Source organism: Candidatus Amarolinea aalborgensis, from assembly GCF_900491745.1.
GTDB lineage: Bacteria > Chloroflexota > Anaerolineae > SSC4 > Amarolineaceae > Amarolinea > Amarolinea aalborgensis.
Genome location: NZ_UETR01000010.1, coordinates 40,462 through 65,485, shown reverse-complemented (window position 1 = coordinate 65,485; position 25,024 = coordinate 40,462). Strand labels below are relative to the sequence as shown.

Annotated in this window: 17 protein-coding genes; 5 read left to right on the top strand and 12 right to left on the bottom strand. The window is 61.7% G+C overall.

Annotated features, from left to right (window positions below; translation table 11 throughout):
- The first annotated feature begins 377 nt into the window (after nucleotides 1-377).
- On the top strand, nucleotides 378-1,643 hold the full coding sequence (locus tag ACPQ6D_RS14230) for a cysteine desulfurase-like protein (protein ID WP_423225003.1): 1,266 nt from the start codon (nucleotides 378-380) through the stop codon (nucleotides 1,641-1,643).
- Nucleotides 1,644-1,938: 295 nt separating this feature from the next.
- Nucleotides 1,939-3,150, top strand: coding sequence for an AmmeMemoRadiSam system protein B (gene amrB, locus ACPQ6D_RS14225; protein ID WP_423225002.1), 1,212 nt, complete (start codon nucleotides 1,939-1,941; stop codon nucleotides 3,148-3,150).
- A 201-nt stretch (nucleotides 3,151-3,351) separates the two neighbouring features.
- Here amrB and ACPQ6D_RS14220 read toward each other — a convergent pair whose 3' ends face one another.
- The 9 genes from ACPQ6D_RS14220 to ACPQ6D_RS14180 form a co-directional block, all read right to left on the bottom strand.
- Complete coding sequence (locus ACPQ6D_RS14220) at nucleotides 3,352-4,473, bottom strand: hybrid sensor histidine kinase/response regulator (RefSeq protein ID WP_423225001.1); 1,122 nt, start codon at nucleotides 4,471-4,473, stop codon at nucleotides 3,352-3,354.
- A 3-nt stretch (nucleotides 4,474-4,476) separates the two neighbouring features.
- Nucleotides 4,477-7,053 (bottom strand): PAS domain-containing sensor histidine kinase, encoded by a 2,577-nt coding sequence (locus ACPQ6D_RS14215; RefSeq protein WP_423225000.1) that lies wholly within the window; start codon nucleotides 7,051-7,053, stop codon nucleotides 4,477-4,479.
- 199 nt (nucleotides 7,054-7,252) lie between these two features.
- Complete coding sequence (gene rbsK, locus ACPQ6D_RS14210) at nucleotides 7,253-8,179, bottom strand: ribokinase (RefSeq protein ID WP_423225061.1); 927 nt, start codon at nucleotides 8,177-8,179, stop codon at nucleotides 7,253-7,255.
- Between the two features lie 143 nt (nucleotides 8,180-8,322).
- Nucleotides 8,323-11,346: a type I restriction endonuclease subunit R gene (locus tag ACPQ6D_RS14205; RefSeq protein ID WP_423224999.1), complete on the bottom strand. Its 3,024-nt coding sequence runs from the start codon at nucleotides 11,344-11,346 to the stop codon at nucleotides 8,323-8,325.
- Entirely contained in the window at nucleotides 11,346-11,939 is a 594-nt protein-coding gene (locus ACPQ6D_RS14200; RefSeq protein WP_423224998.1) for a DUF4276 family protein, read from the bottom strand. Before ACPQ6D_RS14200 ends, ACPQ6D_RS14205 begins: the two co-directional genes overlap by 1 nt.
- Nucleotides 11,933-13,150, bottom strand: a complete 1,218-nt coding sequence (locus ACPQ6D_RS14195; protein ID WP_423224997.1) for an AAA family ATPase — start codon at nucleotides 13,148-13,150, stop codon at nucleotides 11,933-11,935. Before ACPQ6D_RS14195 ends, ACPQ6D_RS14200 begins: the two co-directional genes overlap by 7 nt.
- Nucleotides 13,147-13,299, bottom strand: a complete 153-nt coding sequence (locus ACPQ6D_RS14190) for a hypothetical protein (protein ID WP_423224996.1) — start codon at nucleotides 13,297-13,299, stop codon at nucleotides 13,147-13,149. Before ACPQ6D_RS14190 ends, ACPQ6D_RS14195 begins: the two co-directional genes overlap by 4 nt.
- A gap of 222 nt (nucleotides 13,300-13,521) precedes the next feature.
- Nucleotides 13,522-14,865 carry a restriction endonuclease subunit S gene (locus tag ACPQ6D_RS14185; protein WP_423224995.1) on the bottom strand — a complete coding sequence of 448 codons (1,344 nt, stop codon included), beginning with the start codon at nucleotides 14,863-14,865 and terminating at the stop codon, nucleotides 13,522-13,524.
- A 268-nt stretch (nucleotides 14,866-15,133) separates the two neighbouring features.
- Nucleotides 15,134-17,140: a type I restriction-modification system subunit M gene (locus ACPQ6D_RS14180; RefSeq protein WP_423224994.1), complete on the bottom strand. Its 2,007-nt coding sequence runs from the start codon at nucleotides 17,138-17,140 to the stop codon at nucleotides 15,134-15,136.
- A gap of 254 nt (nucleotides 17,141-17,394) precedes the next feature.
- On the opposite strand from ACPQ6D_RS14180, the gene ACPQ6D_RS14175 reads away from it, so the two are divergent.
- The 3 genes from ACPQ6D_RS14175 (at nucleotide 17,395) to ACPQ6D_RS14165 (ending at nucleotide 23,332) form a co-directional block, all read left to right on the top strand.
- Complete coding sequence (locus ACPQ6D_RS14175; protein ID WP_423224993.1) at nucleotides 17,395-18,207, top strand: Uma2 family endonuclease; 813 nt, start codon at nucleotides 17,395-17,397, stop codon at nucleotides 18,205-18,207.
- Nucleotides 18,208-18,344: 137 nt separating this feature from the next.
- Nucleotides 18,345-19,172, top strand: a complete 828-nt coding sequence (locus tag ACPQ6D_RS14170) for a polyprenol monophosphomannose synthase (RefSeq protein WP_423224992.1) — start codon at nucleotides 18,345-18,347, stop codon at nucleotides 19,170-19,172.
- The gene (locus tag ACPQ6D_RS14165; RefSeq protein ID WP_423224991.1) at nucleotides 19,169-23,332 is read left to right on the top strand and encodes a flippase; all 4,164 of its coding nucleotides are present in this window, start codon (nucleotides 19,169-19,171) and stop codon (nucleotides 23,330-23,332) included. The genes ACPQ6D_RS14170 and ACPQ6D_RS14165 overlap by 4 nt, the downstream gene beginning before the upstream one ends.
- Here ACPQ6D_RS14165 and ACPQ6D_RS14160 read toward each other — a convergent pair.
- The 3 genes from ACPQ6D_RS14160 to ACPQ6D_RS14150 are packed head-to-tail and all read right to left on the bottom strand — an operon-like array spanning nucleotide 23,288 to nucleotide 24,955.
- Nucleotides 23,288-23,992, bottom strand: a complete 705-nt coding sequence (locus ACPQ6D_RS14160; protein ID WP_423224990.1) for an RNA polymerase sigma factor — start codon at nucleotides 23,990-23,992, stop codon at nucleotides 23,288-23,290. The genes ACPQ6D_RS14165 and ACPQ6D_RS14160 overlap by 45 nt on opposite strands.
- 24 nt (nucleotides 23,993-24,016) lie before the next feature.
- Nucleotides 24,017-24,397, bottom strand: coding sequence for a helix-turn-helix domain-containing protein (locus ACPQ6D_RS14155; protein ID WP_423224989.1), 381 nt, complete (start codon nucleotides 24,395-24,397; stop codon nucleotides 24,017-24,019).
- Between the two features lie 12 nt (nucleotides 24,398-24,409).
- Nucleotides 24,410-24,955 carry a hypothetical protein gene (locus ACPQ6D_RS14150; RefSeq protein ID WP_423224988.1) on the bottom strand — a complete coding sequence of 182 codons (546 nt, stop codon included), beginning with the start codon at nucleotides 24,953-24,955 and terminating at the stop codon, nucleotides 24,410-24,412.
- Between the last annotated feature and the right edge of the window lie 69 nt (nucleotides 24,956-25,024).

Here is a 25,024-nt window from a genome sequence, read left to right as displayed (position 1 = left end):
GTTCAATCCTTTCGCATCAGGTGTCAAGACGGGACATAAACCATACTGGAACGCATTACCTGGAACTAACGCCGGCCCGGACCATCTTGGAGAAAATTTGGGGTCACTGAACGATGGCCTTCACATGGTCGTGACGATCATGAACCGACCAACAAACCGGCGCAATACGAACACCTATAGTTGGCGAGAGTTTAACACATCCATTGATGCTTGTCAAAGCGCCGCTGATAAGGTTCAGAACTCTTTACCGTTTCTTCATGACATTTTCATGTGACCAGATGATCACGCCTTGTCGCCTTGCCCGAATGACCTGGCGCGGGTAAAATCGAACTTGTCCCACGCTGATCCCAGCAAACCAACCTGGAAGCCGAGCAGCCATGAATCAACCATTCCCTTTTGCGTCCATTCGTTCACAGTTTCCGGCCCTTACCCAGCAAATGAACGATTTGCCGGTGATTTTCCTGGACAATCCGGGCGGCACGCAGACCCCGGCGGCCGTCATCGCCGCCATGAGCGATTATCTCGCTCACGACAACGCCAATCGCGGCGGCCCCTTTGCCACCAGCCAGCGCAGCGATGCCATCATCGAAGAGGCGCACGCGGCTGTCGCCGATCTCCTCCACGCGACCTCGCCTGACGAAATCATCTTTGGCCCCAACATGACAACCCTGACCTTCAGTATTAGTCGCGCGCTGGGGCGCGATTGGGGGCCAGGCGATGAGATCATCGTAACCCGGCTGGATCATGACGCTAACATCACGCCGTGGGTGATGATGGCGGCCGACCGCGGCGTCACCGTGCGCTGGGCCGACTTCAACCCGGACGATTGCACCCTGGATATGGAAGGCCTGCATGGGCTGCTCAATGAACGCACCCGGCTGCTCGCCGTGGGCTACGCGTCCAACGCCACCGGCACCATCAACGATGTCGCCACCCTGACGCGCTGGGCGCACGAGGTGGGCGCGCTCATTTTCGTGGATGCCGTGCAGTGTGCGCCGCACGGCCCGCTGGACGTGCAGGCCCTCGGCTGCGATCTGTTGGCTTGTTCGGCGTACAAGTTCTTTGGGCCACACCTGGGCATCCTCTACGGCCGTTATGACCTGCTCGATCGCCTGACTGCTTACAAGGTGCGGCCGGCCAAGAACAAGCCGCCGCATAAATTCGAAACCGGCACTCAAAACCACGAAGGCATTGCCGGCGCCCTGGCCGCCGTCAACTACCTGGCCCAACTCGGTCAGGCCGACGCTGGCTCTTCCGGCTCGCGGCGCCAGCAATTGCAGGCCGGCATGGAGGCCATCCAACGCTATGACCAGGTCTTGAATGCGGCCATTTTGACCGAGATGGAGGGATTGCCCGGCGTCACTGTCCACGGCATTACCGACCCTGACCGCTTGCACTGGCGCGTGCCCACCGTTTCCTTCACCGTGGCTGGGCAGCATCCGGCCGCCATTGCGGCAGCGTTGGCGGAGCGCGGCATTTTCGTTTGGCATGGCAACTATTACGCCCTGGCCGTTACCGAGCGCCTGGGCCTCGAAGAACAAGGCGGCATGGTGCGCGTCGGCGCTGTGCATTACAACACTCTGGATGAAATTGCCCGGCTGGGCGCCGCGCTGCGCCAGATCTTGCATGCGCCGACACATTAGCAGACGGCAAGGCAGGCGCCACCGATCAGGCGTCCGGCGCCGACTACAGCCGCCGAATGAATTCGGGCCGAAAGGGCGTTCCGCCGCAAGGTCGGCCGCCGCCGACCAGCATCGCGTCCACGCTTGCCCTGAGCCTTCGGCGAGCGGCTCGACTGAGCTCGCCGAAGGCTCAGTCGAACGCTTGTCGAAGGGCCGTTGGGCTCCCGGCGGAACGCCCGTCAGGTGCGATTTCAATCGCTCTGCGTCGGCGCGCCGCCTGGGCAGTACTTTGTGCTATGTAAAGTGGGAGAGAAACATGAGCGTACAACGCCCCAAACTGCGCCCCATAGATGCGCGCCCCTTCGTGCAGTATGGGCAGCCGCAGCTCTACCTGCGGGATCCTCTGCAGCTCAGCGATAAGGTGGTCATTCTCCCCCGGCATCTTGGGCCGCTCCTGATGCTGTGCGATGGCACGCGTGAGGCGCAGACCCTGCGCGCGGATCTCCTGCTGCGCTTTGGCTTACCGGTCAGCACAGACACCGTGGCGCGTGTGCTTGGCGCGCTGGATGAAGCCTTGCTGCTGGACAATGATCGCTTTGTCCAGGCGCACAGTCGTCGCCTGCAAGACTACCGCGCCGCGCCCTTCCGCCCGCCGGCCTTGGCCGGCCAGTCCTATCCAGCCGCCGCGCGCGAGCTGTTTCGTCTCCTCAACGATTACCTGGAAGGCGCCAGCGAGGTCGAGCCGGCGCCCCAGCCCGGCCGCGGGCTGCTCAGCCCGCACATTGACTATCCCCGCGGCGGACCTGTCTACGCCCAGGTGTGGAAGCGCGCGACGGAAACGGCCCGCAGCGCCGATCTCGTGATCCTGTTTGGCACGGATCACTTCAGCGATCGGCTGATCAATCTGACGCGCCAGCACTACGCCACCCCCTACGGCGTGCTGCCCACCGATCAAACGATCGTGGATGAGTTGGCCCAGGTCATTGGCCCCGACCTGGCCTTTGGCGGCGAACTGCGCCACCGCACGGAACACTCGCTGGAACTGGTGCTGGTATGGCTCCATCACCTGCGCGTCGGGAAACCAGTCGCCGTCGTGCCCATTCTCACTGGCTCATTTGCCCCCTTTGTCCACGGAGGTCGGCGGCCCCAGGATGATCCTACCCTGGACGCAGTGCTCGCTACGCTGCGCCGCGCCGCGGCTGGGCGGCGCACGATCGTCGTGGCCTCCGGCGATCTGGCGCACATCGGCCCGGCGTTTGGCGGCGATCCGGTAGACGCTGACGGACGCCGCGCGTTGCAGGCGGCCGATACGGAGTTGATGCATTGGATGGGACAGGGCGATGCCGAAGGCTTCTTCGACGCCATTCGCCGCGTACGCGATGGCAACAACGTCTGCGGCGTCTCGCCCATCTATCTTACGCTGCGCTATTTGCAGGCCACAGGTGGGGAAGCGTTTGGCTACGATCAATGCCCGGCCGATGACCAGGGAACATCGCTGGTGTCGGTGTGCGGCATGACGTTTGCCTGATGGGCGGCTTACGGCGTTGGCTGTTTCCTGAGCGTTGAGGAGAAGAGAGGCAGGACGCAGATAAACGCAGCCTGCGCACGCAGATTTAGCAATACTGCTGGATAGCAAATGGAGCCTGTGGGGCGACGGTTGCAGCACGTGCTGCGCTGGGGCCTTTATTCGGTCTTATCTGCGTTTTTCTGCGTGTATCTGCGTCCTACTTCAGAACCTCGTCAACGGTAATGCTGTTTCTTGAGCCAGCGGTAGTTCGACAGACACGGTCGTGCCTGCGCCAACTGAGCTGTCAAGGTGCAGCCAGCCGCCGTGAATTTCGGCCAGGCGCTTGGCAATGATCAAGCCGAGGCCAACGCCGCGGCGCTCGAACGTTTGCCGATCGAACTGCACGTAAGCGCCAATATCTGCCATCTGCTGAGGGGTCATGCCTCGGCCTTGATCGCGGATGGTCAGCCTCAATCGGTTGGCGATGATCTCGGCCGTTACGTTGACCGGCGTGCCAGGCGCCGAATACTTGAAAGCATTGTCAATCAGCTCTTCACACAGTTTGCGGAAGTAGACGCCTGATATCGCCGCCGCACAATCAACGGCCATCACCTCAAGGTCGTGACTGCGCGCAGCGGATTGCGCTTTGCTGACCAAGACTGCCCGCAGCACATTATCCACGCCCGTCGTCCGTTCCTGGCGCAGCGCCATCACCTGGGCGGCGTCGGCGGCCAGAAGCTCCAAGCGGGCATAGATCATAAAATTATCGAGAAGATGCTGCAGCCGCGTGGTTGAGTCATAGATCGCGCGCCCCATTTCCGCCAGTTCGGTCAGTTCCAGGATGTTGCTCTGGGTGCTAATCAACTCCGAAAAGCCCAAGATACCGGTCAGGGCGGTGCGCAGTTCATGCGGCAGCGCCAGGTTGATCGAGGCGCGCAAATCTCTCAATTGGCGTTCTGCCTGCTGCAACAGATCCGCGCGGCGCTGCAGACGAGCGCTGATCGCTTGCAGCAGGTCAAGGCGGCGAAATGGTTTGGCGATATAGTCATCCGCGCCCAATTCCATGCCCTGACGCACATCCGCGCGGTCCACCTTGGCCGTGAGAAAGATCAGGGGAATGGCGTTCGTCCTGGCGTCCTGGCGTAGCGCGCGCAAGATGGCGTAGCCATCCAGTTCTGGCAGCATGATGTCACACAGAATCAGATCGGGCTGTTGGCGCTGAGCCGCTTCCAACCCCACGCGGCCGTTGTCGGCGCCGATGCCGACGTAGCCGCCAGAGTCGAGAATCTGCAGGATATTGGCGCGGACCGCGGTCTCATCTTCGATCACCAAAACTGTCTTCACCAGTTACACTCCTGGCACGGCCGGCTGCGGCAGTATGATCGTGAATGTCGCGCCGCCGCCATCGGCGCTGGCGACCTCGATGTAACCCGCGTGCACATCAACGGCTTTCTTGGCGATGGCCAGTCCAAGCCCGGTGCCGGCCACGCTGCCCACGTTGCGTCCCCGATGGAAAACATCGAAGAGACGGTCGCGGTCCTCAGTCGGAATACCGATGCCCTGATCGCTGATCGCAAACGCAATCTGGTGCTCGGCATAGTCAATCAACAGCCGGATCGGGCCGCCCTGGGGCGAGTATTTGATTGCGTTGGACAAAAGATTGCCCAGGGCCTGGTGCAGCAGCTTTTCGTCAGCCCAAATCGGGCGCGGCGCGCCAGCGGTCTCCAGACTAATCTCCTGGTTGGCGCGGGCATGGACGCGGCCTTCTTCGATCAAATCTCGGCACCAGGCTACCGCATCGAACCAGCGCGGGTTCAATTCCAGCTTGCCGGCGTCCGCGCGTCCTAGCACCAGGATGCTGTTCAGCATCTCCGTTATGTCGAGCACGGCTTGTTGAATTCGGTGCAGGTGTTCCCGTTTCTTGTCAGGCGGCCACTCCTGCAGGTAATACTCCAACAGCTCGGCCGAGGACAGAATCGTGCTCAAGGGGGTGCGAAATTCGTGCGACGTCATGGAGACAAAGCGCGATTTCAGTTCGCTCAGTTCCTTCTCGTGCGCCAACGCACGTCGGATGTCTTCCTCGGCCTGCTTACGTTCGGTCACGTCCACGGCCAGGCCAATCGTGCCCACAATCTGATTGTGAGCATCGCGCAGAGGCTCGATCCGAATGTCGAGATAGCGCTCGTCATGGCGACGTTCGTAACGAGTTGATTCGCCCCCCAGCGCGTGGTGATGCTGGTCAGCGGCCAGTTGGCTGATTTCGGCAGCCGAGACCGATAAGGTCAACTGCGCGTCCTCTGCGCTGAGCAGCGGAGTTCGTGTATTCGTGGAACGCTGCAGCCCAGCGCCCATCGCCGAACTGAGATGCAGATTGGCATCAGTCGTCCACACGATGGCTGGCATCTGCTCCAGGATGAGCCGCAGTTTGATTTCACTGGCGCGTTGTGCGGCTTCGGCCCGCCGGCGTTCGCCAATCTCCGCCAGCAGCTGTTCATTCATGCGCTGCAGCTCGGCCGTGCGCGCGGCCACCCGCAGCTCAAGTTCGTTGGTGTACTGCTGCACCTGGTCATACAGTTGCGCGTTGGCAATGGCGGTGGCGGCCTGGTCGGCCAGGCCGCGCAAGAGGGTCAATTCGTCCTCGCTGAGTGGGCGCGACTTGTTCATCACATGGATGACTCCGATCAGCTGCCCCTCGCGCAACATACTGCTGCCGACCAGAAAACGGATACCGCAGTCAACAAAAAGCGCCGCGTTGGCTAAGTCCGAAGCGGCCGTGATGTCAGTCATAATGAAGTCGCCGTGCCGGTTATCGGCGCTTCGTTGATACACGGCGTAGGGTATGGGGACGCAGCGTTCTCGAAACTCAGGCGGCAGTCCGTAGTCGGCCATGAGCGTGAACACCTGGCGATGTTCATCATACAAGGTGACGGTTGCGCCGTCGGCATTCAAGGCGTGCGCCGCCTCCTGAGAGACAGTCTCCAACACCGCCTTCAGATTGAGTTGCGCGTTCAGGCGCTCTGCCACCCGCACCAAGGCCTCGGCGCGCGCGGCTGTGCGGTGGACGCGTTCCTGCGCTTCTTTGCGTTCGGTAATATCGCGGCCCACCGACTGGATTTCGAGCAAGCGCCCCTCGCGATCAAAGATCGCGTGGTCTGTCCAGTGCTGCCAACGGATGGCAGCATCCGGCGCGATCACCTGGTGTTCATAGGCGATCAGCGGATTGGTTGGCGTCAACTGCGCCAGGTGCCGATCAACGCAATGGTGCTCATCCGCGGGGATCGAGGTCTTGAAACTGCAGCCAATCAACTCCGCCGGCGTCTTGCCGAAGTAGCGGGCATAGGCTTCATTGACAAAGGTGAGTGTACAGTCGGGCAGGAAGCGGCAGATCAGCTCGGTTTGATCCTCAACGATGGCCCGATAACGCGCTTCGCTGAGCCGCTGCGCGTCTTGCGCCTGCTTCTGCGCGGTGATGTCGCGGCTCATCCCGACCAAACCGGTGATTCGCCCGTGCTCGTCGCGCAGAGGGACTTTGGTGGTGGAATTCCAACGCCGTTCTCCAGTGCTCAAATTGATCACCGGCTCCTCGCGGCCAATCAAAGGCAGCCCGGTGTGCAGGACCGTGCGCTCATCGGCCAGATAGGCAGAGGCTAACTCAGGCGGAAAGATGGAAGCATCGGTCTGACCCAGCAGGTCTTGCTGGGAATGCGCGCCTAGCAGATGCAGATGGGCGGGGTTATTGAACACAAAGCGGCTGTTCAGGTCTTTGACATAGATGTAATCGGGCAGATTGGCGATGATCGTGCGTAATAGATTGTTCTCGTCGGTCAGCCTTCTGAGGATTGACCCCACATCTTGGTCCCCATCTCCGTTCGCTGGCGTAAGGCTGTCCGCCTGGGCCAGGTCATCTGCGTCGTGTCGCATCATGCTCATCTCCGCGCCTGGTGAAGCTGCTGGCTTGCGCTATTTTACCAGAGTTCGACGCCGCGCGTAAGTCAGACCCCGACGTCCGGTGCAGGCTGGCGCCCTCCGACTTGCCCTATATCGCTAAACTGGATGATGGTGAGGTAATGGGCGATGCCCATCGTTCACCTGAGCGCTCCGGTCTCCGGTCTCCGATCTCCGCTCAATCGCCCATTCTTGCTTCCAAGAACGCCGCCACTTCCGCCGCGGAGGGCAGCGAGGATTGCGCGCCTGGTCGAGTTACGGCCAACGCGGCCACGGCATTGGCAAAGCGCACAGCGGTCGCCAGCGGCTGGCCCTGCGCCAGGGCCACGGCCAGGCCGCCGTTGAACGCGTCGCCGGCTGCCACGGTGTCCACCGCCGGCACGCGGAAGCTGGGCACGGTGAAAGCCGCATCTGCCACGGTTTTCACCAGGGCGCCGGCTGCGCCGAGCGTAACGACAACGGTCTTGACTCCCAGGCTTTGCAGGCGCGCGGCCGCAGCCGCCGGAGCCGCGTCAGCCGGCAGACCAGAGACCAGCAAGGCCTCGCGTTCGTTGGGGGTCAAGACATCCACCAGGGTCAACAAGGAGGCGGGTAAAGGCTGCGCCGGCGCCGGGTTGAGGATGACCTTGACGCCGGCCGCGTGCGCCAGGCGCGCCGCGCTGAGCACGGTGGTCAGCGGCGTTTCCAGTTGCAGCAGCAGCACGTCCGCCGCCTGGATGACCGGCGCCGCGGCTTCGATATCCGCCGTCGTCAGGCGCAGGTTGGCGCCTGCTGCCACGGCAATCATGTTTTCACCGCTGGCGCCTACGAAAATCAAGGCGACACCCGAAGGCGCCCCGGCAACCACCCGCATTCGGCTGGTATCCATACCCTCGCGGGCATACTGCGCCAGGGAGGCCGCGCCAAAGTCGTCATCGCCCACGCAGCCTACCAGGGTGACCGCGGCGCCCAGGCGCGCGGCGGCCACGGCTTGATTGGCGCCCTTGCCGCCCTGCGCCGTGAGCAGATCGCCGCCCAGCAGCGTCTCGCCTGGCTTGGGCAGCGCAGGCAGCGTCACCACCAGGTCTGTATTACTGCTGCCAACAACCACAATCCGTGGCGCCATCATCCTCTCCCTTGTCCCAGCCAAGTATACACCGTGAATAATGGTGGGTCAAGAGGCATGGAGGGAAGAGGGAAGGAGGGAAGGAGGGAAGGAGGGAACGTCTCGTTTTTCATCGTTGGTTGCGAGCGGAGCACGTTACGAGGTCAGTTGATCCCAGCGCGTAGTCGCTGATATGCTTCAGCGGCCAACCCGGTCGTGACGACTTTCCGAAACGCAGGGTCGTTCATGAAACGCACGAAGATGTTCTCATTATGATCCATACGTTCCACGAAGAGAGTTTCCAACAAGTTCTTGAAGACCAGTTCAAATTTGTCGCTTGGATTGACCGCCGCCGCCTGTTGCAGCCTGGCGTCGCGCACGGCAACTTCCACGATCTGGTCGAAAAACAATTGGTCAGCCTGATTGAAATCGGTGCCGAACTGCTCGTTCACGAGGGCGATTAGGCGCGAAAGTAAGATCGGCTGCTCGTGGACTAGGCCGCTTCCCACTTCCGAGGGGCCATCAAGGCGAGGTGCGTAACCTTCTCGCAAATCAATCGAGCCTTCGCTGATCTTCTGCAGGCGGTAATATTCCAGCCGCACATCCTCGTCGAACTTGTAGGCCGGACCGCTACGCCGTCGCGGTAGTTTGGCGCCGAGATGGCGCAGAAAAACGTATAGCCGCTCCAGGTCCGAGTCCTGGTAGGGAATGATTTGGCTGAGGAAGCCGTAGAGGTTACGAAAGGCCTGCTGCTTGCCGCGCCAAAGCTCAGCCTCAGCTTCATCATTCTCCTGAAGTACGGTAAAGCGCTGCACCGCCGGATCCAGTGCGGCGTTCATGGCCTGGTGATCAGCGGCGGTTTGTCGCTCCCTGGGAGCGAAGTAAACTGCACAGAATCGCTGCACCTCCTCTGCCAGGTAGATGCCTGATGCGTCCAACTCGGCCTGGATCTGGTACAGGCGCGCCGGGTCTACCGCCGCGCCCATCTCGGCGCCCTCGTAGTAAACCTTGAAGGCCTCACGAATCTCGGTGGGGTCATTGACGAAATCGAGGACGAAGGTATCTTCCTTGAGCGGATGGGTGCGATTGAGCCGCGAGAGCGTTTGCACGGCCTGGATGCCAGCCAACCGCTTGTCCACATACATCGTGTGCAGGAGCGGCTGGTCGAAGCCGGTCTGATACTTCTCGGCTACGAGCAGCACCTGATACTCCGTGGTGGCGAACTTCTCAGGCAGTTCCTTCTCACGAATGCCGTGGTTCATGCCCTCTTCGGTGTAGATCACGTCGGGCAGCTTGTCGTCCGGCACCGTGCCGGAGAAGGCCACCAGCGTCTTGATGGCGTAGCCTTTCTCCTGAATATAGCGATCGAAACTCTGCTTGTAGCGCACGGCCGCGAGTCGCGAGTCCGTCACCACCATCGCCTTCGCCCGTCCGCCGATCTTGTGCCGCGTGACTGCCTGGAAATGCTCCACCATCACCTCGGTCTTCTGGGCGATGTTGTGCGGGTGCAACTTCATGAAGCGCGCCAGGGCGCGCGCCGCCTGTTTGCGCTCGACGTTAGGGTCATCCTCGCATGCCTTGAGCAGTTTGTAGTAAGTGGCGTAAGTGGTGTAGTGCTTCAGCACGTCGAGGATGAAGCCTTCCTCGATGGCCTGGCGCATGGTGTAGCGATGGGTCGGCTCCCCATTTTCCGCGAAGACGGCGAAGGTCTTATACTTGGGCGTGGCGGTGAAGGCGAAGAAACTCAGGTTGGCCTGACGGCCGCGTTTGGCCATGCTGCGGAAGAGCTCTGCTATGTCGTCCAGGCCTTCTTCGGCCGCCTGCTGCTGGGCCGCCCGGCGCAACTCTTCGCCGCCCAGCACTTCTTTGAGGTCCGCGGCGCTCTCGCCGCCCTGGGAGCTGTGCGCCTCGTCAATGATCACCGCACAGCGCCGCGTTGGCAGCGCGCCGGCGCTCTGCTCGCCCCGCTCCTCGGCCATTTTGAGCAACTGCTTGGAGACGAAAGGGAATTTCTGCAAGGTGGTGATGATGACAGGCACCGCGCTCTCCAGCGCCTCGGCCAGTTGGCGCGAGCTTTCATCAATCTTCTGCACCACGCCGCGCTTGTGCTCGAACTGGTAGATAGTGTCTTGCAGCTGCTGGTCGAGCACGATGCGGTCCGTCACCACGATCACGCTGTCGAAGACGCGGCGGTTGGCCGCGTCGTGCAGGGATGCCAGACGGTGGGCCAGCCAGCCGATGGTGTTGCTCTTGCCGCTGCCCGCCGAGTGCTCGACCAGGTAGTTGTGTCCCACACCCTGGGTGCGGGCGGCCTCCACCAGGGTGCGCACGGCCTGAAGCTGGTGATAACGGGGAAAGACCAATGTCTCCGTTTTGACCTTGCGGCCCTGATCGTCGCGTTTTTCGTCAACTTGCAGATGGATGAAGCGCGCCAGCAGGTCGAGGAAGCTGTCCCGCTGCAAGACCTCCTCCCACAGATACGCCGTGCGGTAGGTGCGGCCCGCCGGGTCGGGTAGGTTGCCGGCGCCGCCGTCGCAGCCGCGGTTGAAGGGCAGGAAATGGGTCGCCGGGCCGGCCAGCCGCGTGGTCATGAAGACCGCCTCGGTATCCACGGCAAAGTGCACCAGGGTGCGCCGCTTGAACTCGAAGATTGTCTCGCGTGGGTCGCGATCCTGCTGGTATTGTCGGCGCGCATGTTCCATCGTCTGGCCAGTGAACGGGTTCTTGAGCTCGAGAGTAGCGACAGGAACGCCGTTGAGGCTGAGGGTGACATCCACTGATTTCTCGGAGCGCGGCGAGAAGTGAAGCTGGCGCGTGATGCCGAGACGGTTGGCGGCGTAGCGCGCTTCCAGTTCCGGGTTAAGCGCATGCGCGGCCTTAAAGAAAGCCACGCGCAACGTGCGGCCGTAGCACTTGAAGCCGTGGCGCAGGGTCGCCAGGGAGCCGTTGGCGTCCATCCACTTGCACAGGTCGTCGAGGATCTGCTCGCCGGTTTTGTCGCCGTGCAGCGCCTCGAGTTTGGCCCATTCCTTGGGCTGGGTCTCGCGGATGAAGGTCAGCGCCATCTGGGGGAAGATGGCCCGCGTGCGATCGAAGCCGACTCGATCTACGGCCACGTAACCATGGGCGAGGAGGTGGGTTTCGATGGCCGTCTCAAAGGCAGCTTCGGATGTGCGCTCGTCGGACATCACAGGCTCCTGAGACGTTCGAGCAACACGTTGGCGTGCGGACACACGGCTTCGATGGTGGCCGGGGTCAGGCTGGCAAGCAGATCGAACGATACATCGCCTTTCCGGTAGACCTGTTTGCACTCCGCCGTCGCTTTGGCCAGAGCATCGTACACCGTTTGCTTGGGCACCGCTTCCAGCGCGGGCCACGCACGGAAGGGTGTGTTGGAGAAGTGCGGGCCAAAGTATTGACGTAGCGCAGCTTGATCGGCCAGGAACCAGGTTTCCATGACCTGCACCATCAGGAAGGCCTGGTCATCGCCTGCGCCAGGCGGCCGGTCCCAGCCGTCGCGGGCCTTTAGGTGCTGCCAGGAGGTGTGGCCTTCCGTGATAGGCGCTTCCGCGTCTACCAGCAAAAGCGGGATGTCCGATGAGCGGGTTTTGAGTGCGATGCGGAAGCTATCGAAAGCCTCTTGCCGTCCGCCGCACGGTTCCACGCCCGGCCGGTTCTTGACGCCGGCCGCCTCGAAGAACTTGGCGAAGGCCCGGCGGCACTGCGACTGCTGCGCGCGTCGCGGACCCGCGCCCTCCACGTAGAGTTTCGCCGTCACCATCGGTTGCCTCCGATTTCACCCATGCTCCACAACTGGCCGAGAGTGTACTTCTCCAACCAATCCTTCAGTTGATCGGCATCCAGCCGTCGAAACTGCGACTCGCCGTCCACCTTCTCACAGACGATGACACTATCCGGTTGGCGCGTAAGCGCATCTACCAGGACGTCGCTGTGCGTCGTGACCACGAGTTGTGTGCGTTCCGATGCAGCGACGAGGAGCTTCGCCACCTGCGGGATAATGTCCGGATGCAACCCCAGCTCCGGCTCCTCAATCGCAATCAGTGGGGGCGGGTCAGGATGCAGCAAAATAGCCAACAGACAGAGGTAGCGCAGCGTGCCATCCGAGAGACGCGTGGCAGGAATCTCGCGTCCGCCGCGTTCCTCCAAGAAAAGCAGAACATTCCCACCATCGATCTGGAAATTCACGTCCTCGACGCCTTCGTAAAGCTCACGCAACGCCTCGATCAGATCTGGCTTGATGCGTGAGCGAATCTTCGAAAGAACCAGGGCCAGATTTTCGCCTCCATCAACCAGGAAATCTGACCGGCCGTGGGTGCTCTGCTCGCGGCGCAAGGGTGCAGTTGGACCGAAGGTCCAGCTGCGGAACAATCGGATTTGCTCGTAGCGCTCTTGCAGCCACCCCAAGGCTGGGTACCGTTCTGGATCTCGAATCTGTGAAAGCACTGACTGCTCTGGTTTGACATTCTCACGCCGCAGTTGCCGTTCCATAGCTTGAGCCTGCGGTTCGCCTAGCACAGGATTGCCACGTTGGAAGCGATAAAAGACATAGGGGTTGGTGCGGCCGGGGTTGGGTTTTTCATTCTCGATCCACTCATCGACCACTTCAAATCGGCCGCTGTGGTCAGCCATAACCAAGCCATGGCGCAAGGGTTGGCGCGCGCCCACGTATTCGATGATGGCTTCTATCGTCGCCTCCGGCACGGCGGACGCAGGTTTCCACAGCCACTCTCTGACGCCGCCCATTTCCTTCACCGGCGCGGGAAGATTGGTCGGCGCAGCCTTCAACAGCGCGAGCACTTCCAGGAAATTAGATTTGCCGGAGCCGTTTGGTCCGATGAGTGCGTTCAGGTTGCCTAATGGCAGGGTCATGCCCTCCGGCCCAAAGGACAACAGACCAGAAACTTTGAGTTCCTTGATTAGCATGACACCTCTCCTTTTCTTCGTTAAGTACTGCGTCTTGCAACATATCAATCTGCCCCATCACTGCCGCGGCGATGAGCGCGGCGCTCCTTGAGCAAGGCGATGCTGCGCCCGGTCGTTGCGACCAGCGCTTCCAGCCGGGCCGTCTCGGCCGCGATGTGCGCGACGATGGCGCACATTCCGGTTCTGATTTTGGGCATAGCGTCAAATACCCATCAAATAAGAATCCACCAGTTCTCGCCATCAAAACACTATATCTAGTGGTTTGGGCGCTAACCAACCCCATATCTGGGGGGCAACGATCAACCCCATCAAATAACCGTCAAATAACCAACCCTGCTGCGCTCCCGCCCGGGAAAACACATCGCTTGTCACAGCTCGCCGACGCCGACATCCTGTCGCTGATTGACTCATTCGCCGTATTACGCGGCTTCCGAAATCTGCATCCGTCCCGTCACCGCCGCAGCGATGAGCGCGGCGCGGCGCTCCTTGAGCAGAGCGATGCTGCGCTTGGTCGCCGCCGCCAACGCATCCAGCCGGGCCGTCTCCGCCGCGATGTGGGCGACGATGGCGCGCTGCTCTTCATCTGGAGGAACAAGGATTGGCAATTCCTTGATGTTCGTCCCTGAAATTGACGCCAAATTCGTGGACTGTTTCGCTCGACTCTCAAAATAAGCCTTTGCGGTATCAGTCGAGGTCCATGCGTCGAGCCATTCGGACCGGATGAGCTTGGGGCGGACTGCAAAGACATGGTTCTGGTGGAGGCAAGGGTTAATCTCGCCGAGCCAAATGCAACCTCGCCCTAGTTTGTCTGCGTCACCACCTTCATTCATCAAAACATCGCCAGATTGCAGTAGGCAAGACTTAGCTTCATTCTCTGGGACAAGCACTGTGGTGATCTCAGAGAGATCAAGGTAGCCATCCTGAACATTAGCTACTCTCAAGTATGGGTATTCGGCTGTATCTGCTGCTCCGTAGTTTTTTCCAAGCGCCAGACCACCCTGCACATCGGCAACGAACTTCAGCCGAGTAACTTCCCAATGCGCCGGCACCTCCCCCAACCATGGCAGCCCCGACTCGCGCAGGGGCACATCCGAATTGAGGCCACGCGTGACGGCGCGGGTGATCAGCGCTCGTCGCTTCTCCGCCAGCAACGTCAACAGCCGCTCCTTGGCCGCGACCAGGGCATCTATCTGAGCGGTCTCGCGGTCGAGGTAGTTGGCGATGGCGCGTTGTTCATCAAATGGTGGATAGGCGACCCGCAAATTGAAATAGGCGTCCGTGTCGAGGTTTTGTATCCCTGTAGTTTGCTTAATGGCTGGGATATTGAGGCGTCCTGCATAGAGTGCAGCATGCTCGTACGACCAATACCGCGAATGCATTCCGGCGGCAACTACCATCCGTCCGATGAAATTCGAGCAGATGGCGTCATAGCGTTGGTCGAAATACACGACACAACCTACGGGCTGGTTGTCGCCACCGCCTGACTTCTCGATGAGCATATCTCCAGGATGCAGCAGTCGGTTAACTCGGTCCTTGATCTCAACAGCCCGCCGCGTCGGCGGATCGTTCGCTACTTTGAAGTGAGTTCGATCAAAATCTGCAACGCGGACACAAATGATGTCGTCGATGCCGTTAGGCTCATCTCCCCATACGCCATTAAATAGTCCGGCGATTGACCATTTCAACCGGTCAATGCTCCAATGCGACGGGACACCATCGAGCCATATCGCTTCGCTTGACGCGCTGCGTCCATCACCAGTCACTCAGTCACCTCCCGCAGCAGCCGCTCTTGGTCATGCGCGCCTCCCGCGGCGACATCAACGCGCCAGCCGGCGCGCGGTTCTGCGAAATCTTGTGCTCCCAACTGTCGAATTTCGGTCTTGACTTGTGCCATTTTATCGCTTATACTCTGGAAAGATGCCCTGCTGCGAGCGAACGTCGGCGCCATGCCGTGTGTGAGAGGACTGGTTTCCTCGAACCTAGCCCGTCAGAGGGTTTTTTCTTGCCCGGAAAGGGCGGCTTGGGTCTCACTCACTCCGTCACCTCCCGCAGCAGCCGCAGAATCTCCTCCTCGGCCTGCTTCAGATCGGCGTCAATCTCCTCCAGCGGCCGCGGCGCGGTGTACCTGTAGAAGTGCCGGTTGAAGTTGATCTCGTAGCCCACCTTGTCCTTGCCCCGATCCATCCAGGCGTCGGGCACGTGAGGCAGCACCTCGCGGGTGAAGTAGGCGGCGATGTCATCGGTGAGCGGGACGTTCTCGAAGTCGCGCAGGTCGGGGTCAGGTTCGACGCCCTCACCCCCGGCCCCTCTCCCGGAGGGCGAGGGGAGTCTGACCGGCGCGGCGGCGGGATCCTTAACAGTGAAGACGCTGCGGAAGAGTTTCTGTTCGGGGGCTTTCCAGCGCGCGCCGCGTCCTCGCAGGAGCAGCTCGATGGTGGCCCAGGTCACATCCCAATCGGTCTTTGGCTCGCGGCCGAGCGTCTCGTCAATAGCATCCAGATCGTTGCCCAGTTCCGGGCAGGTTTTAAGGAAGCGGGTTTTCGCAGCGCCCGTCATCCGGCAGCACAGGCGCAGCGGCCGCTCGACGGTGACGCGGGTATAACCGAAGTCGGCATTGTCGAATATCTTTGAGGTCTCGCTATCCTCGAAACGACCGTATAGCCGGACGATCTCGCCGATCTGGTCGCGGCCATCCTCTTTCTCGCCGATCTTGCGCCGCTTGTCGCCCAGGCTGCGGCGCATGGGGACATAAAACTCACGCGCGTCCAGCAGTTGGATTTTCCCCTTGCGCCGCGGCTCTTTGCGATTCGTCACGATCCAGACGTAGGTGCCGATGCCGGTGTTGTAAAACATCTGCTCCGGCAGGGCGATGACCGCCTCCAGCCAGTCGTTCTCGATGATCCACTTACGGATGTCGCTCTCGCCTGATCCCGCGCCCCCGGTGAAGAGGGGCGAGCCGCTGAAGACGATCGCCAGCCGCGAGCCGTATTTCTGCTGGTCAGGCAGCAGGGGCTCGAACTTGCTGATCATGTGCTGCAGGAAGAGCAGTGCGCCGTCGTTGACGCGCGGCAGCCCCGCGCCAAAGCGACCGCCGTAGCCCAGCTTATCATGCTCGCGCTCGATCTCGCGCTGCTGCTTCTTCCAATCCACGCCGAAGGGCGGGTTGGCCAGCAGATAGTCGTAACGCTCGCCGCTGAACTGGTCGTCGGTGAAACTGTCGCCGAAACGCACGTTGTCGCCGCCGCCGTTGTGGTCCACCTGCTTCATCAGCATGTCCGAGGCCGCGGTGGCAAAAGCGCGCTTGTTGTAATCCTGGCCGTAGACGTAAAGCCGGGCCGCCGCGTGGTGCTCGCGCAGGTAGTTCTGCGCTTCGGCCAGCATGCCGCCGGTGCCACAGGCCGGGTCCAGCAGCTTGCGCACGGTGCCGGGCGTTGCCAGGAGTTGATCATCGTTGATGAACAGGATGCTCACCATCAATCGGATCACCTCGCGCGGGGTGAAGTGGTCGCCGGCGGTCTCGTTAGCCAGCTCGTTGAAGCGGCGGATCAGGTTCTCGAAGATCAGCCCCATCTGCTCGTTGGGTACGACGTTCGGGTGCAGGTCCACGTCGCAGAACTTGGAGACGACCAGGTAGAGGATGTTCGCCTCGCGCAGCTTCTCGATTTCGGCCTCGAACTCGAAAAAGTCGAAGATGGTGCGCACGTTGGCCGAAAAACCCTTGATGTAGCTGACCAAATGCTTGTCAATATGGTCGGGGTCGCCCTTGAGCTTCTCGAAATCCAGGGGCGAGTGGTTGTGGAAGCGCTGCCCGGCCGCGCGGTTGAGGAGCAGATCGAGGGCGTCGTCGTTCAGCTTGCCGCCCGTGCGCCGGCTGTGCTCGGCCAGCACCTGGGCCTTGGTTGGCGCCAGCACACAGTCGAAGCGGCGCAGTACGGTCATGGGCAGCATGACGCGTTCGTACTGCGGCGGCCGGTAAGGTCCGCGCAGCAGATCGGCAATCTGCCAGATCAGGTTGGCGAAGTAGGTATGGTCAGGCATCAATCACCTAAGCGGTTCGCTGACAAACCGTATGGTCTCGTCCGCCAACACGTAACCAGGATCAAAGGAGAAGCCGGTGCAGGCAGGCGGCATCATTCGTCAAGCAGAACCGACGATGCGGCAGACGGATGTTCAGTCATTTTAACGCCATCTGCCCGCGCTGGCAAGAAAGTCGCTGCGGTTCAGGAAGCTACCCGCTTGTCAAATATCAAAAATTACGCTACAGTATGGTCATCAAGCAAGGAGAACCAACCATGAACACCGTCAAGATTGCCAATCCGCCTGTTGCGCAGCCCGCGCGGCCATCGCCTCCCAGTGTCATGGCTCCACTGGGAAGCCGTAAGGCGCCCAAGGCCGAAATCTATTATCCCGAATCGGATGGTAAACCTATGGGTGAAACTGACTGGCACATTTCTGTTATCATCTACCTGCGTGAAGCATTGCGTTACGCCTTTCGCGCCGATGAGCAAGTCTATGTTGCCGCAGACATGCTGTTCTATTATGTCGAAGGGAAGCCGCGCATCTTCAAAGTCCCAGACGTATTCGTGGTGAAGGGCATTGCCCGCTACGATCGCCGCATCTACAAGTTGTGGGAGGAGCAAGTTGCGCCCTGCGTTATTTTTGAAATCACGTCACGCGACACACGCGATGAGGATGTAGGCGCGAAGCGCGTCCTGTACGAACAGCTGGGCGTCAAGGAGTATTTCCTGTTCGATCCGTTGGGTGAATACCTGCAACCATCCCTGCAAGGGTTCCGTTTGGAAGGTCATTTCTATGCACCGATCCCCCTGCTTGCAGACGGTACGTTGGTAAGCGCCGAGCTGGGGTTGATCTTGCGCCCCGATAAGACGATGCTGCGCCTGGTTGATCCGTCAACACGTCTCGTTATTCCCACAGCAACCGAAGCCATGATGCAAGCCCAAGTCCAAGCGCAGCGCGCGCAGGCTGAGGCGCAGCGCGCGGACCACGCAGAAGCCGAACTGGCAGGCCTGCGCGCGCAGCTGGCCCGTTTGCAAGCGCAAGCACGGGGTGCGGCTGATGCTTCACCTGACCACAAGACTGGCTGAAAGCCACGCTGTTATCGTAGAGATGACTCGATAGAAAAACCAGCAGCTAAAGCCTAAATTCCGTGGGGCATGGAGAATCGCTGATGAGCCTGCTTGTGTCTTGCGCCAAATGTGGCAGGCTAGTATAATCTCGCCCTATGATGAGCACCAGGCCGCGCATCCTTGCCACGTCACCCGCCACATTTGTGGTGATTCCAACCTACAATGAGGCCACCAATCTGCCGGCCATCGTCGCAGCCCTCTTTGCGTTGGCGGTTGATAATCTGCATATCGTCGTGGTGGACGACAACTCGCCCGATCACACCGGGGAGGTGGCCGACCGGCTGCAACAGACCCACCCCCGCCATCTGCACGTCATCCACCGGCCAGGCAAGCAGGGACTCGGCTCCGCGTATCGCGCGGGCTTTCGTTACGCGCTCGACCAGGGCGCAGAGCTGATCGTGCAGATGGACGCCGACTTTTCCCATTCACCCACCTACCTGACAGAATTCTTGCGCACCATCAAGGGCTGTGATGTGGTGGTCGGTTCACGTTACGTCAGCGGCGGTCGCCTCGATCGCCATTGGAGTTGGTGGCGTCATCTGCTGAGCTGGTGGGCCAACGCCATTTACGCACGGGTGATCCTGGGGCTGCACGTCAAGGACGCCACCGCGGGCTTCAAGTGCTGGCGACGCGCCACCCTGGAAGCCATTCTGACCTATCCCATCCGCAGCAATGGTTATGTCTTCCAGGTGGAGATGGCCTACCTGGCCGAGCGTCTCGGTTTTCGCGCGCTGGAGATTCCCATCTATTTCGAAGACCGCCGCGCCGGACACTCCAAGATGTCGAACTCGGTCAAGATTGAAGCGGCCTGGCGCACCTGGCTCCTGCGTTGGCGTTATCGTAACGTCCGCCCGCTGCCTCAACCTGCCTCCACGCGGCCAGCTGCACTCCAGGCAACCGGCGACACGCCTGATCGCCGATGAAAAAGGCCCTTGCTGCGCGGCTGCGCCGCCTGGCCGGACCGCTGCTCATCTTACTTCTGCTGCCGCTGCTGTGGTTTGCGCCGGTTTTATTCAGCGGCCGCACGCTGCTGCCGCTTGACAGTCTCTATACGTTCGAGCCTTGGCGCAGTCTTGCGGCTGCCCACGGCGTCACAACGCCGTACAACGGCTTGATCAGCGACTTGGTGCTGGAGAATCTGGTCTGGAAGACATTCATCCGCCAGTCGCTCGCCAGCGGACAGCTGCCGCTCTGGAATCCGTATCTCTTCAGCGGGGCGCCGTTCCTGGCTGCCGGCCAACATTCGGCGCTCTATCCGCTGAGCCTGCTCTTCTACATCCTGCCACTGCCGCAGGCCTACGACTGGTTCACGGCGCTGCAACTGGCATTGACCGGCCTCAACGTCTACATCCTGGCTCGCGTGCTGCGGCGCTCGCGCGTGGCGGCCACCCTGGCCGGCATCACCTTTGCCTTCAGCGCGTTCAGCATTGCCAGCGTCGTCTTCACCATGATCCTGGCCGCGGCGGCGTGGCTGCCGCTGCTGCTGGCGATCATCGAAAAGGTGATTCAGAAACAGACGGAAAAGGGCAATGTCCCCTTCTCGCCGGTCCCTTACATCACGGGCGGCGCGCTCATCCTCGGCATCCAGGTGCTGGCCGGTCACATCGAGATTACCTATTACACGCTGTTGGTCATGGCCTTTTTTGCGCTCTGGCGGCTGCTGACCATGCAGCGCGCGCTGGGCGCGTGGCGTCCCGTGCTGCGACTGGGCGCATGGCTGATCGTCATGGCGGCGGCCGGCCTGGCGTTGGCTGCGGTGCAACTGTGGCCCCTGGTCGAGCTGGTGCGCAGCAGCTTCCGTGAAGGCTCCGCCTCCTATGCCCAGGTCGTTGGCTGGGCCTGGCCGCTGCGCCAATTGATCACCTTCTTGCTGCCCGATTTCTTCGGCAATCCCACGCACCACGGCTACACCGACCTGTGGGCGCGCACCTGGCAGGCAACGCCCACCATCTTCTGGGGCGTCAAGAATTATGTCGAAGGCGCCAATTATGTCGGCGTGCTGCCAGTGGTCATGGCGGGCATCGGCATGTGGGTCTACGGCCGGCGCGCGCGCCATCCCGCGGCGCGCCCGGTGGATGCCGCCCCGTCCGCACCCGGCCGCGTCGGCCGTTCAGCCGTCCTATTCTTTGCCGTGCTGGCCTTGCTTTCCCTGGCCTTTGCCTTTGGTACGCCGCTCTATGCCATCCTTTTCTACGGCCTGCCCGGTTATCGCCAATTGCACTCCGCGTTTCGGTGGGTCTTCCCACTGACCTTGAGCCTGGCCGTGCTCGCCGCGTTTGGCCTGGACGCGCTGCGTGCGGGGATCGGTCGGCGCTGGCTGACGCGGCTGGCCTGGCTGCTGCTGTTGACCGGCCTGGGCCTGGCGGCGGCGGTCGGCCTCAGCCTGGTGTGGCCCGGCCCGTTCCTGGCCCTCAGCGCGGGTCTGTTGGCCAGGGCTGATCTGGCGCGCGCAGCCTTTGCCGACCGCGCCGCCTTTTGGAGCTACCAGGCGCCCAACCTGCTCAAACTGGCGCTGGCCCTCGTCGCCGCCGGCGCAGTCTTGCGCTGGAGTCAACGGAGCGAGCAACCAGATTCCGCGCAGAAACCTGGCTTCTGGCGCGGCCGCTGGCCGCTGCTGGCGCTGGCGATCGCGGCGCTCGATTTATGGCTGGCGACGGGAACCTTCAACCCCGCCGTAGACCCGGCGCTGCTGGCGGTGGAGCCGCCGGCCATCCGCGTCCTCAAGGCGCAGGCCAGCCAGGAGCTGGGGCGCATCACCTCGTTGGAAGGTGAGACCACCTCCAAGACCCTCAATGCCAACCTGGGCTGGTTGATGGGCCTGCAAGATGTGCGCGGCTACGATTCGATCATCTTGCGCCAATACGTGCAGTACATGCAGGCCATCGAGCCGCAGGGCCAACTGCTCTACAATCGCATCTCGCCCTTCTACGACCCCGCCTCCCTGAACGATCCGCGCACGCAGCTGCTCGGCGTGCGTTGGGTGATCACCGAGCTGCCGCTCAATCTCCCGGGCTGGACGCTGATCTACGAGTCTTCCTCCGACCCGGTCAAGGTCTATCGCAACGAAAATGCCTTTCCACGCGCCTTTATCGCGGCCACAGTCGAGCTGGCCGCGCCTGATCAGGTGCTGTCACGCCTGGCCGAGGTCAATCTGCGCCAGACGGTTGTGGTGGACGATCCTGCTGCGCTAAGCGCCGCGCCCACGGCCGTTACTCCTGCGGCGGAGCCTGCCGCGGCGCCTGTCATTACCAGCTACCAGCCCAACGAGGTTTTCATTGACGTGGACCTGGCCTCGCCCGGCTGGCTGGTGTTGACCGACGCCTATTTCAGCGGGTGGAAGGCGTATACGCGGCCGCAGGGCGGCGCTTCAGAGGACGAACAGGCCCTGACCATCTGGCGCGCGGATGGCAATTTCCGCACGGTGCATCTGGAGGCCGGCAAGCAGACGGTGCGCTTCAAGTATGCGCCGCTGTCGCTGCAGTTGGGCCTGTACACCAGTTTCCTGGCGTTCATGGCCTTGTTCCTGCTGCTCGGCTGGTGGGCATGGGGGCGCTACTACCGCGGCGACCGTGAGTCGCACGAGGTCTCGCGCGTGGCCAAGAACAGCCTGGTGCCGATGGGGTTGGCGCTGCTCAACAAAGGGATTGATTTCGCCTTTGCGCTGGTGCGCCTGCGCATCCTCAGTCCGGCCGGCGAGGGCAGCTACACCTTTGCGATCGGCTTCTACGTCATCTTCGAGATTCTCGTGCGTTTCGGCCTGGGCACCCTGCTCACGCGCGAGGTGGCGCGCGACCGTACGCAGGCCAATCGTTATCTGCTCAATGTCACCGTGCTGCGCGGCTGGCTGTGGCTGGCGTCGCTACCCATCCTGGCCGCGGTCATGCTTGCCTATGGAGCCTGGGGCGGGCTGACGCGTGAAGAGGGGTTGGCGATCGGCTGTTTTGCCCTGGCGTTGCTCTTCGCCGCCATCGCCGACGGCATTAGCGCGGTGTTCAATGCGTTCGAGCAGATGGAGTATCCCTCAGGCATCTCGTCGGCGATTGCGTTGAGCAAGGTGGCGCTGGGCGCGCTGGTGCTGCTGCCGCCGCTCTCTTGGGGTTTCGTGGGCCTGGCCGGCGTCTCGGTGGTCATGAACCTGGTGCAGGTCTTCTGGCTGCTGGCCCTCATGCGCAGCAAGCTGCCGTTGGCGCCGGCCACGCGCCGCGACCTCGATCCGGCCTTGCAGCGCCGCATGGTGACCGATTCGCTGCCGCTGATGCTCAATCACCTGCTGGCGCACATCTTCTTTCGCCTCGACGTTTGGATTCTCAAGCCGCTGGCGGGTGCGGTTGCGGTGGGGCTGTACGGGGCAGCTTACAAGTACATTGACGGCCTCAACGTCATTCCTTCGTATTTCACGCTGGCGATCTTCCCCTTGATGTCGCGCTATGCGCAGGCCGATCAAGGCAACGGCGGGCGCACCACACTGCTGCGTTCCTACGTCGTGGCGCTGCGCCTACTCGGCCTGGTCAGCCTGCCCATCGCCATCATGGTGACCTTCATCGCCACGCCGTTGATCGCTATCCTGGGCGGTGCGGGCTATTTGCCGGGCGCAGCCGTCGCGCTGCAACTGCTCATCTGGTCCATTCCGATCGGCTTCACCAACAGCGTCACCCAGTATGTGCTGATTGCGGTGGACCAGCAGCGTTTCCTGACGCGGGCTTTCATCATTGGCGTGATCTTCAATGTCGCGGCCAATTTGATCCTCATTCCGCGCTTCAGCTTCTACGCCGCGGCCGCCATCACCGGCCTGTCAGAATTGGCGCTGTGCATTCCTTTCATGCTCAGCGTTCATCGGCACGTGGGGCCCCTGCCGTGGGGGCAAATTGCCGGCCGGCCGCTGTTGGCCGGACTCGGCATGGCCGCGACGCTGGCCGGCGCGCAGGCGCTTGACTTGCCCCTGGTGGTAGAGATCATCCTGGGCGCGCTGGCCTACGTTGTGATTCTGATCCTCAGCGGCGCCTTCAACGACCCTGACATGCAGACCGTGCGGCGGGCTTTACCCTTTGGCCGCGCAAGGGCTGCAGATGGGGAGCCGTCGTGAGGATGTCGCGCGGCGTGGATCAGCAGTAGCCTTGCTCCCAGCCAGGGCAGGGTTTGGGCGATGGGGATGGCGAATATCCAGCGCATCGGCGCCGTGAACCTGACCGATCATTCTCGCCAGCGCGCAGCGCGCACGATGCAGCCGACTCTTCACCGCGCTCACCGTGGAGGCGGTCGCCGCGGCAATTTCCTCATAAGACAAGTTGTACCAGTAACGCATCACCAGCACGCTGCGGTCTTGTGCAGAGAGGGCGTTCAGCAGCGCCTGAATGTCGCCTTCTTGCTCGCGGCGCATGGCGCTCTCCTCGGGTGTGGGGGCCGGGCTGCGCCAGGCCGCGGTGTCCAAGGCCGGTTCGTCGTCTAACGAGAGCCAATCCAGCCGCCGGCGGCGCAAGCGGTCAATGCAGTGGTGATGGGCAATCGAGAACAACCAGGTCTTGAACGGCCGCGCGGGGTCGTAGCTGTCCAGCCGTGAATAGGCGCGCAGGAAAGCCTCTTGCGCTGCCTCTTCAGCGTCGTGGGGATTGCCCAGGATGCGATAGCACAGATTAAAGATCGGCGCCTGGTAAGCCTCAACCAGGGGGGAGAAGGCGCGGCAGTCGCCGCTGCGGGCGCGCTCGATGGCGGCAGGATCGGAATCGCCGGACAGGATGGAAAGCATCGCGTAATCCCTTCTCTTGGCAGCCTATGTGGAGCCGTTGGCCGTAGGCTCTCTGGCTGATAGCAGCGTTTTGAGCACAGCCAGGGCTTCCTCGGGGAGCGCGCCTTTGTAGACGAACGTGGCATTGAGTCGCTGAGCCATGACGATGTCATCGGCGTTCACACTCATCAAGGCCAGGCGGACGCCGGTTGAGCGCTCGAACAGGGCTGTGATATCTGCCGTGGTCAGGCCAGGCAGATGACAGTCCAACAGCAGTGCATCAGGTTTGAGCGCAGCCAATTGGCGCTCCAGCGAGACGCGATCCCAGGCTTCGCCCGCGCAATCTACTGCCAATTTGTGCTCGAGCAGCAGCATGAGCGCTTGACGGGTGCGGGAGTCGGCGTCAGCAATCAGGATGTGTGTCATGTGTCACCTCGCTCACGCACGCTGCCAAACCAGCGGCGGCGTCGGCTGTTTCTCCCAGGGGAGCGGACCGCTCACCTCCCAGATGCTGACTTCAGCGTCAATGGTGCTTTCGCCCAGGGCGCGAGCGACCGAGATGCGGTGGTGGCCGTCCTCCACGAAGTAGCGGTCGCCCACGCGCACCAGGTTGACCGGAGGCAGCGGGATGTATTGGCTGCGGGTCATCGCCACGCTGACCCAGCGGTCACGCAAACGGTCGTCCAAAGGATGAAAGTGGCGATCGAAGTCGTTGGCGCGGCCCATACTGCCGCAGATTTGGCTCAAGCTGACGCCCTGGATGCCGCCGTAGCGCCGATGGCGCACCTGATTGGTGGGGATAACGTCCAGGTCGAGCAGACGCCAGGAACAACGGCGAAAAACGCTTTTGACCCGTTCAATCGTGCCGCGCAGCCGGGCTGCGTTGAACATCTGGATTGCGCTTTGGAGCAAGGCAACATGGCTGTTGACGATGGGACGTGCGGTGAAGTAAAAATCGCAACCCGGAGGGTGGACCTCGAACATGGCGTTACTCCTTTTCCAGATGCAGGATTGCTATCTGTGCAAAGTATACGCCTGTTCATGCGGCGCTGC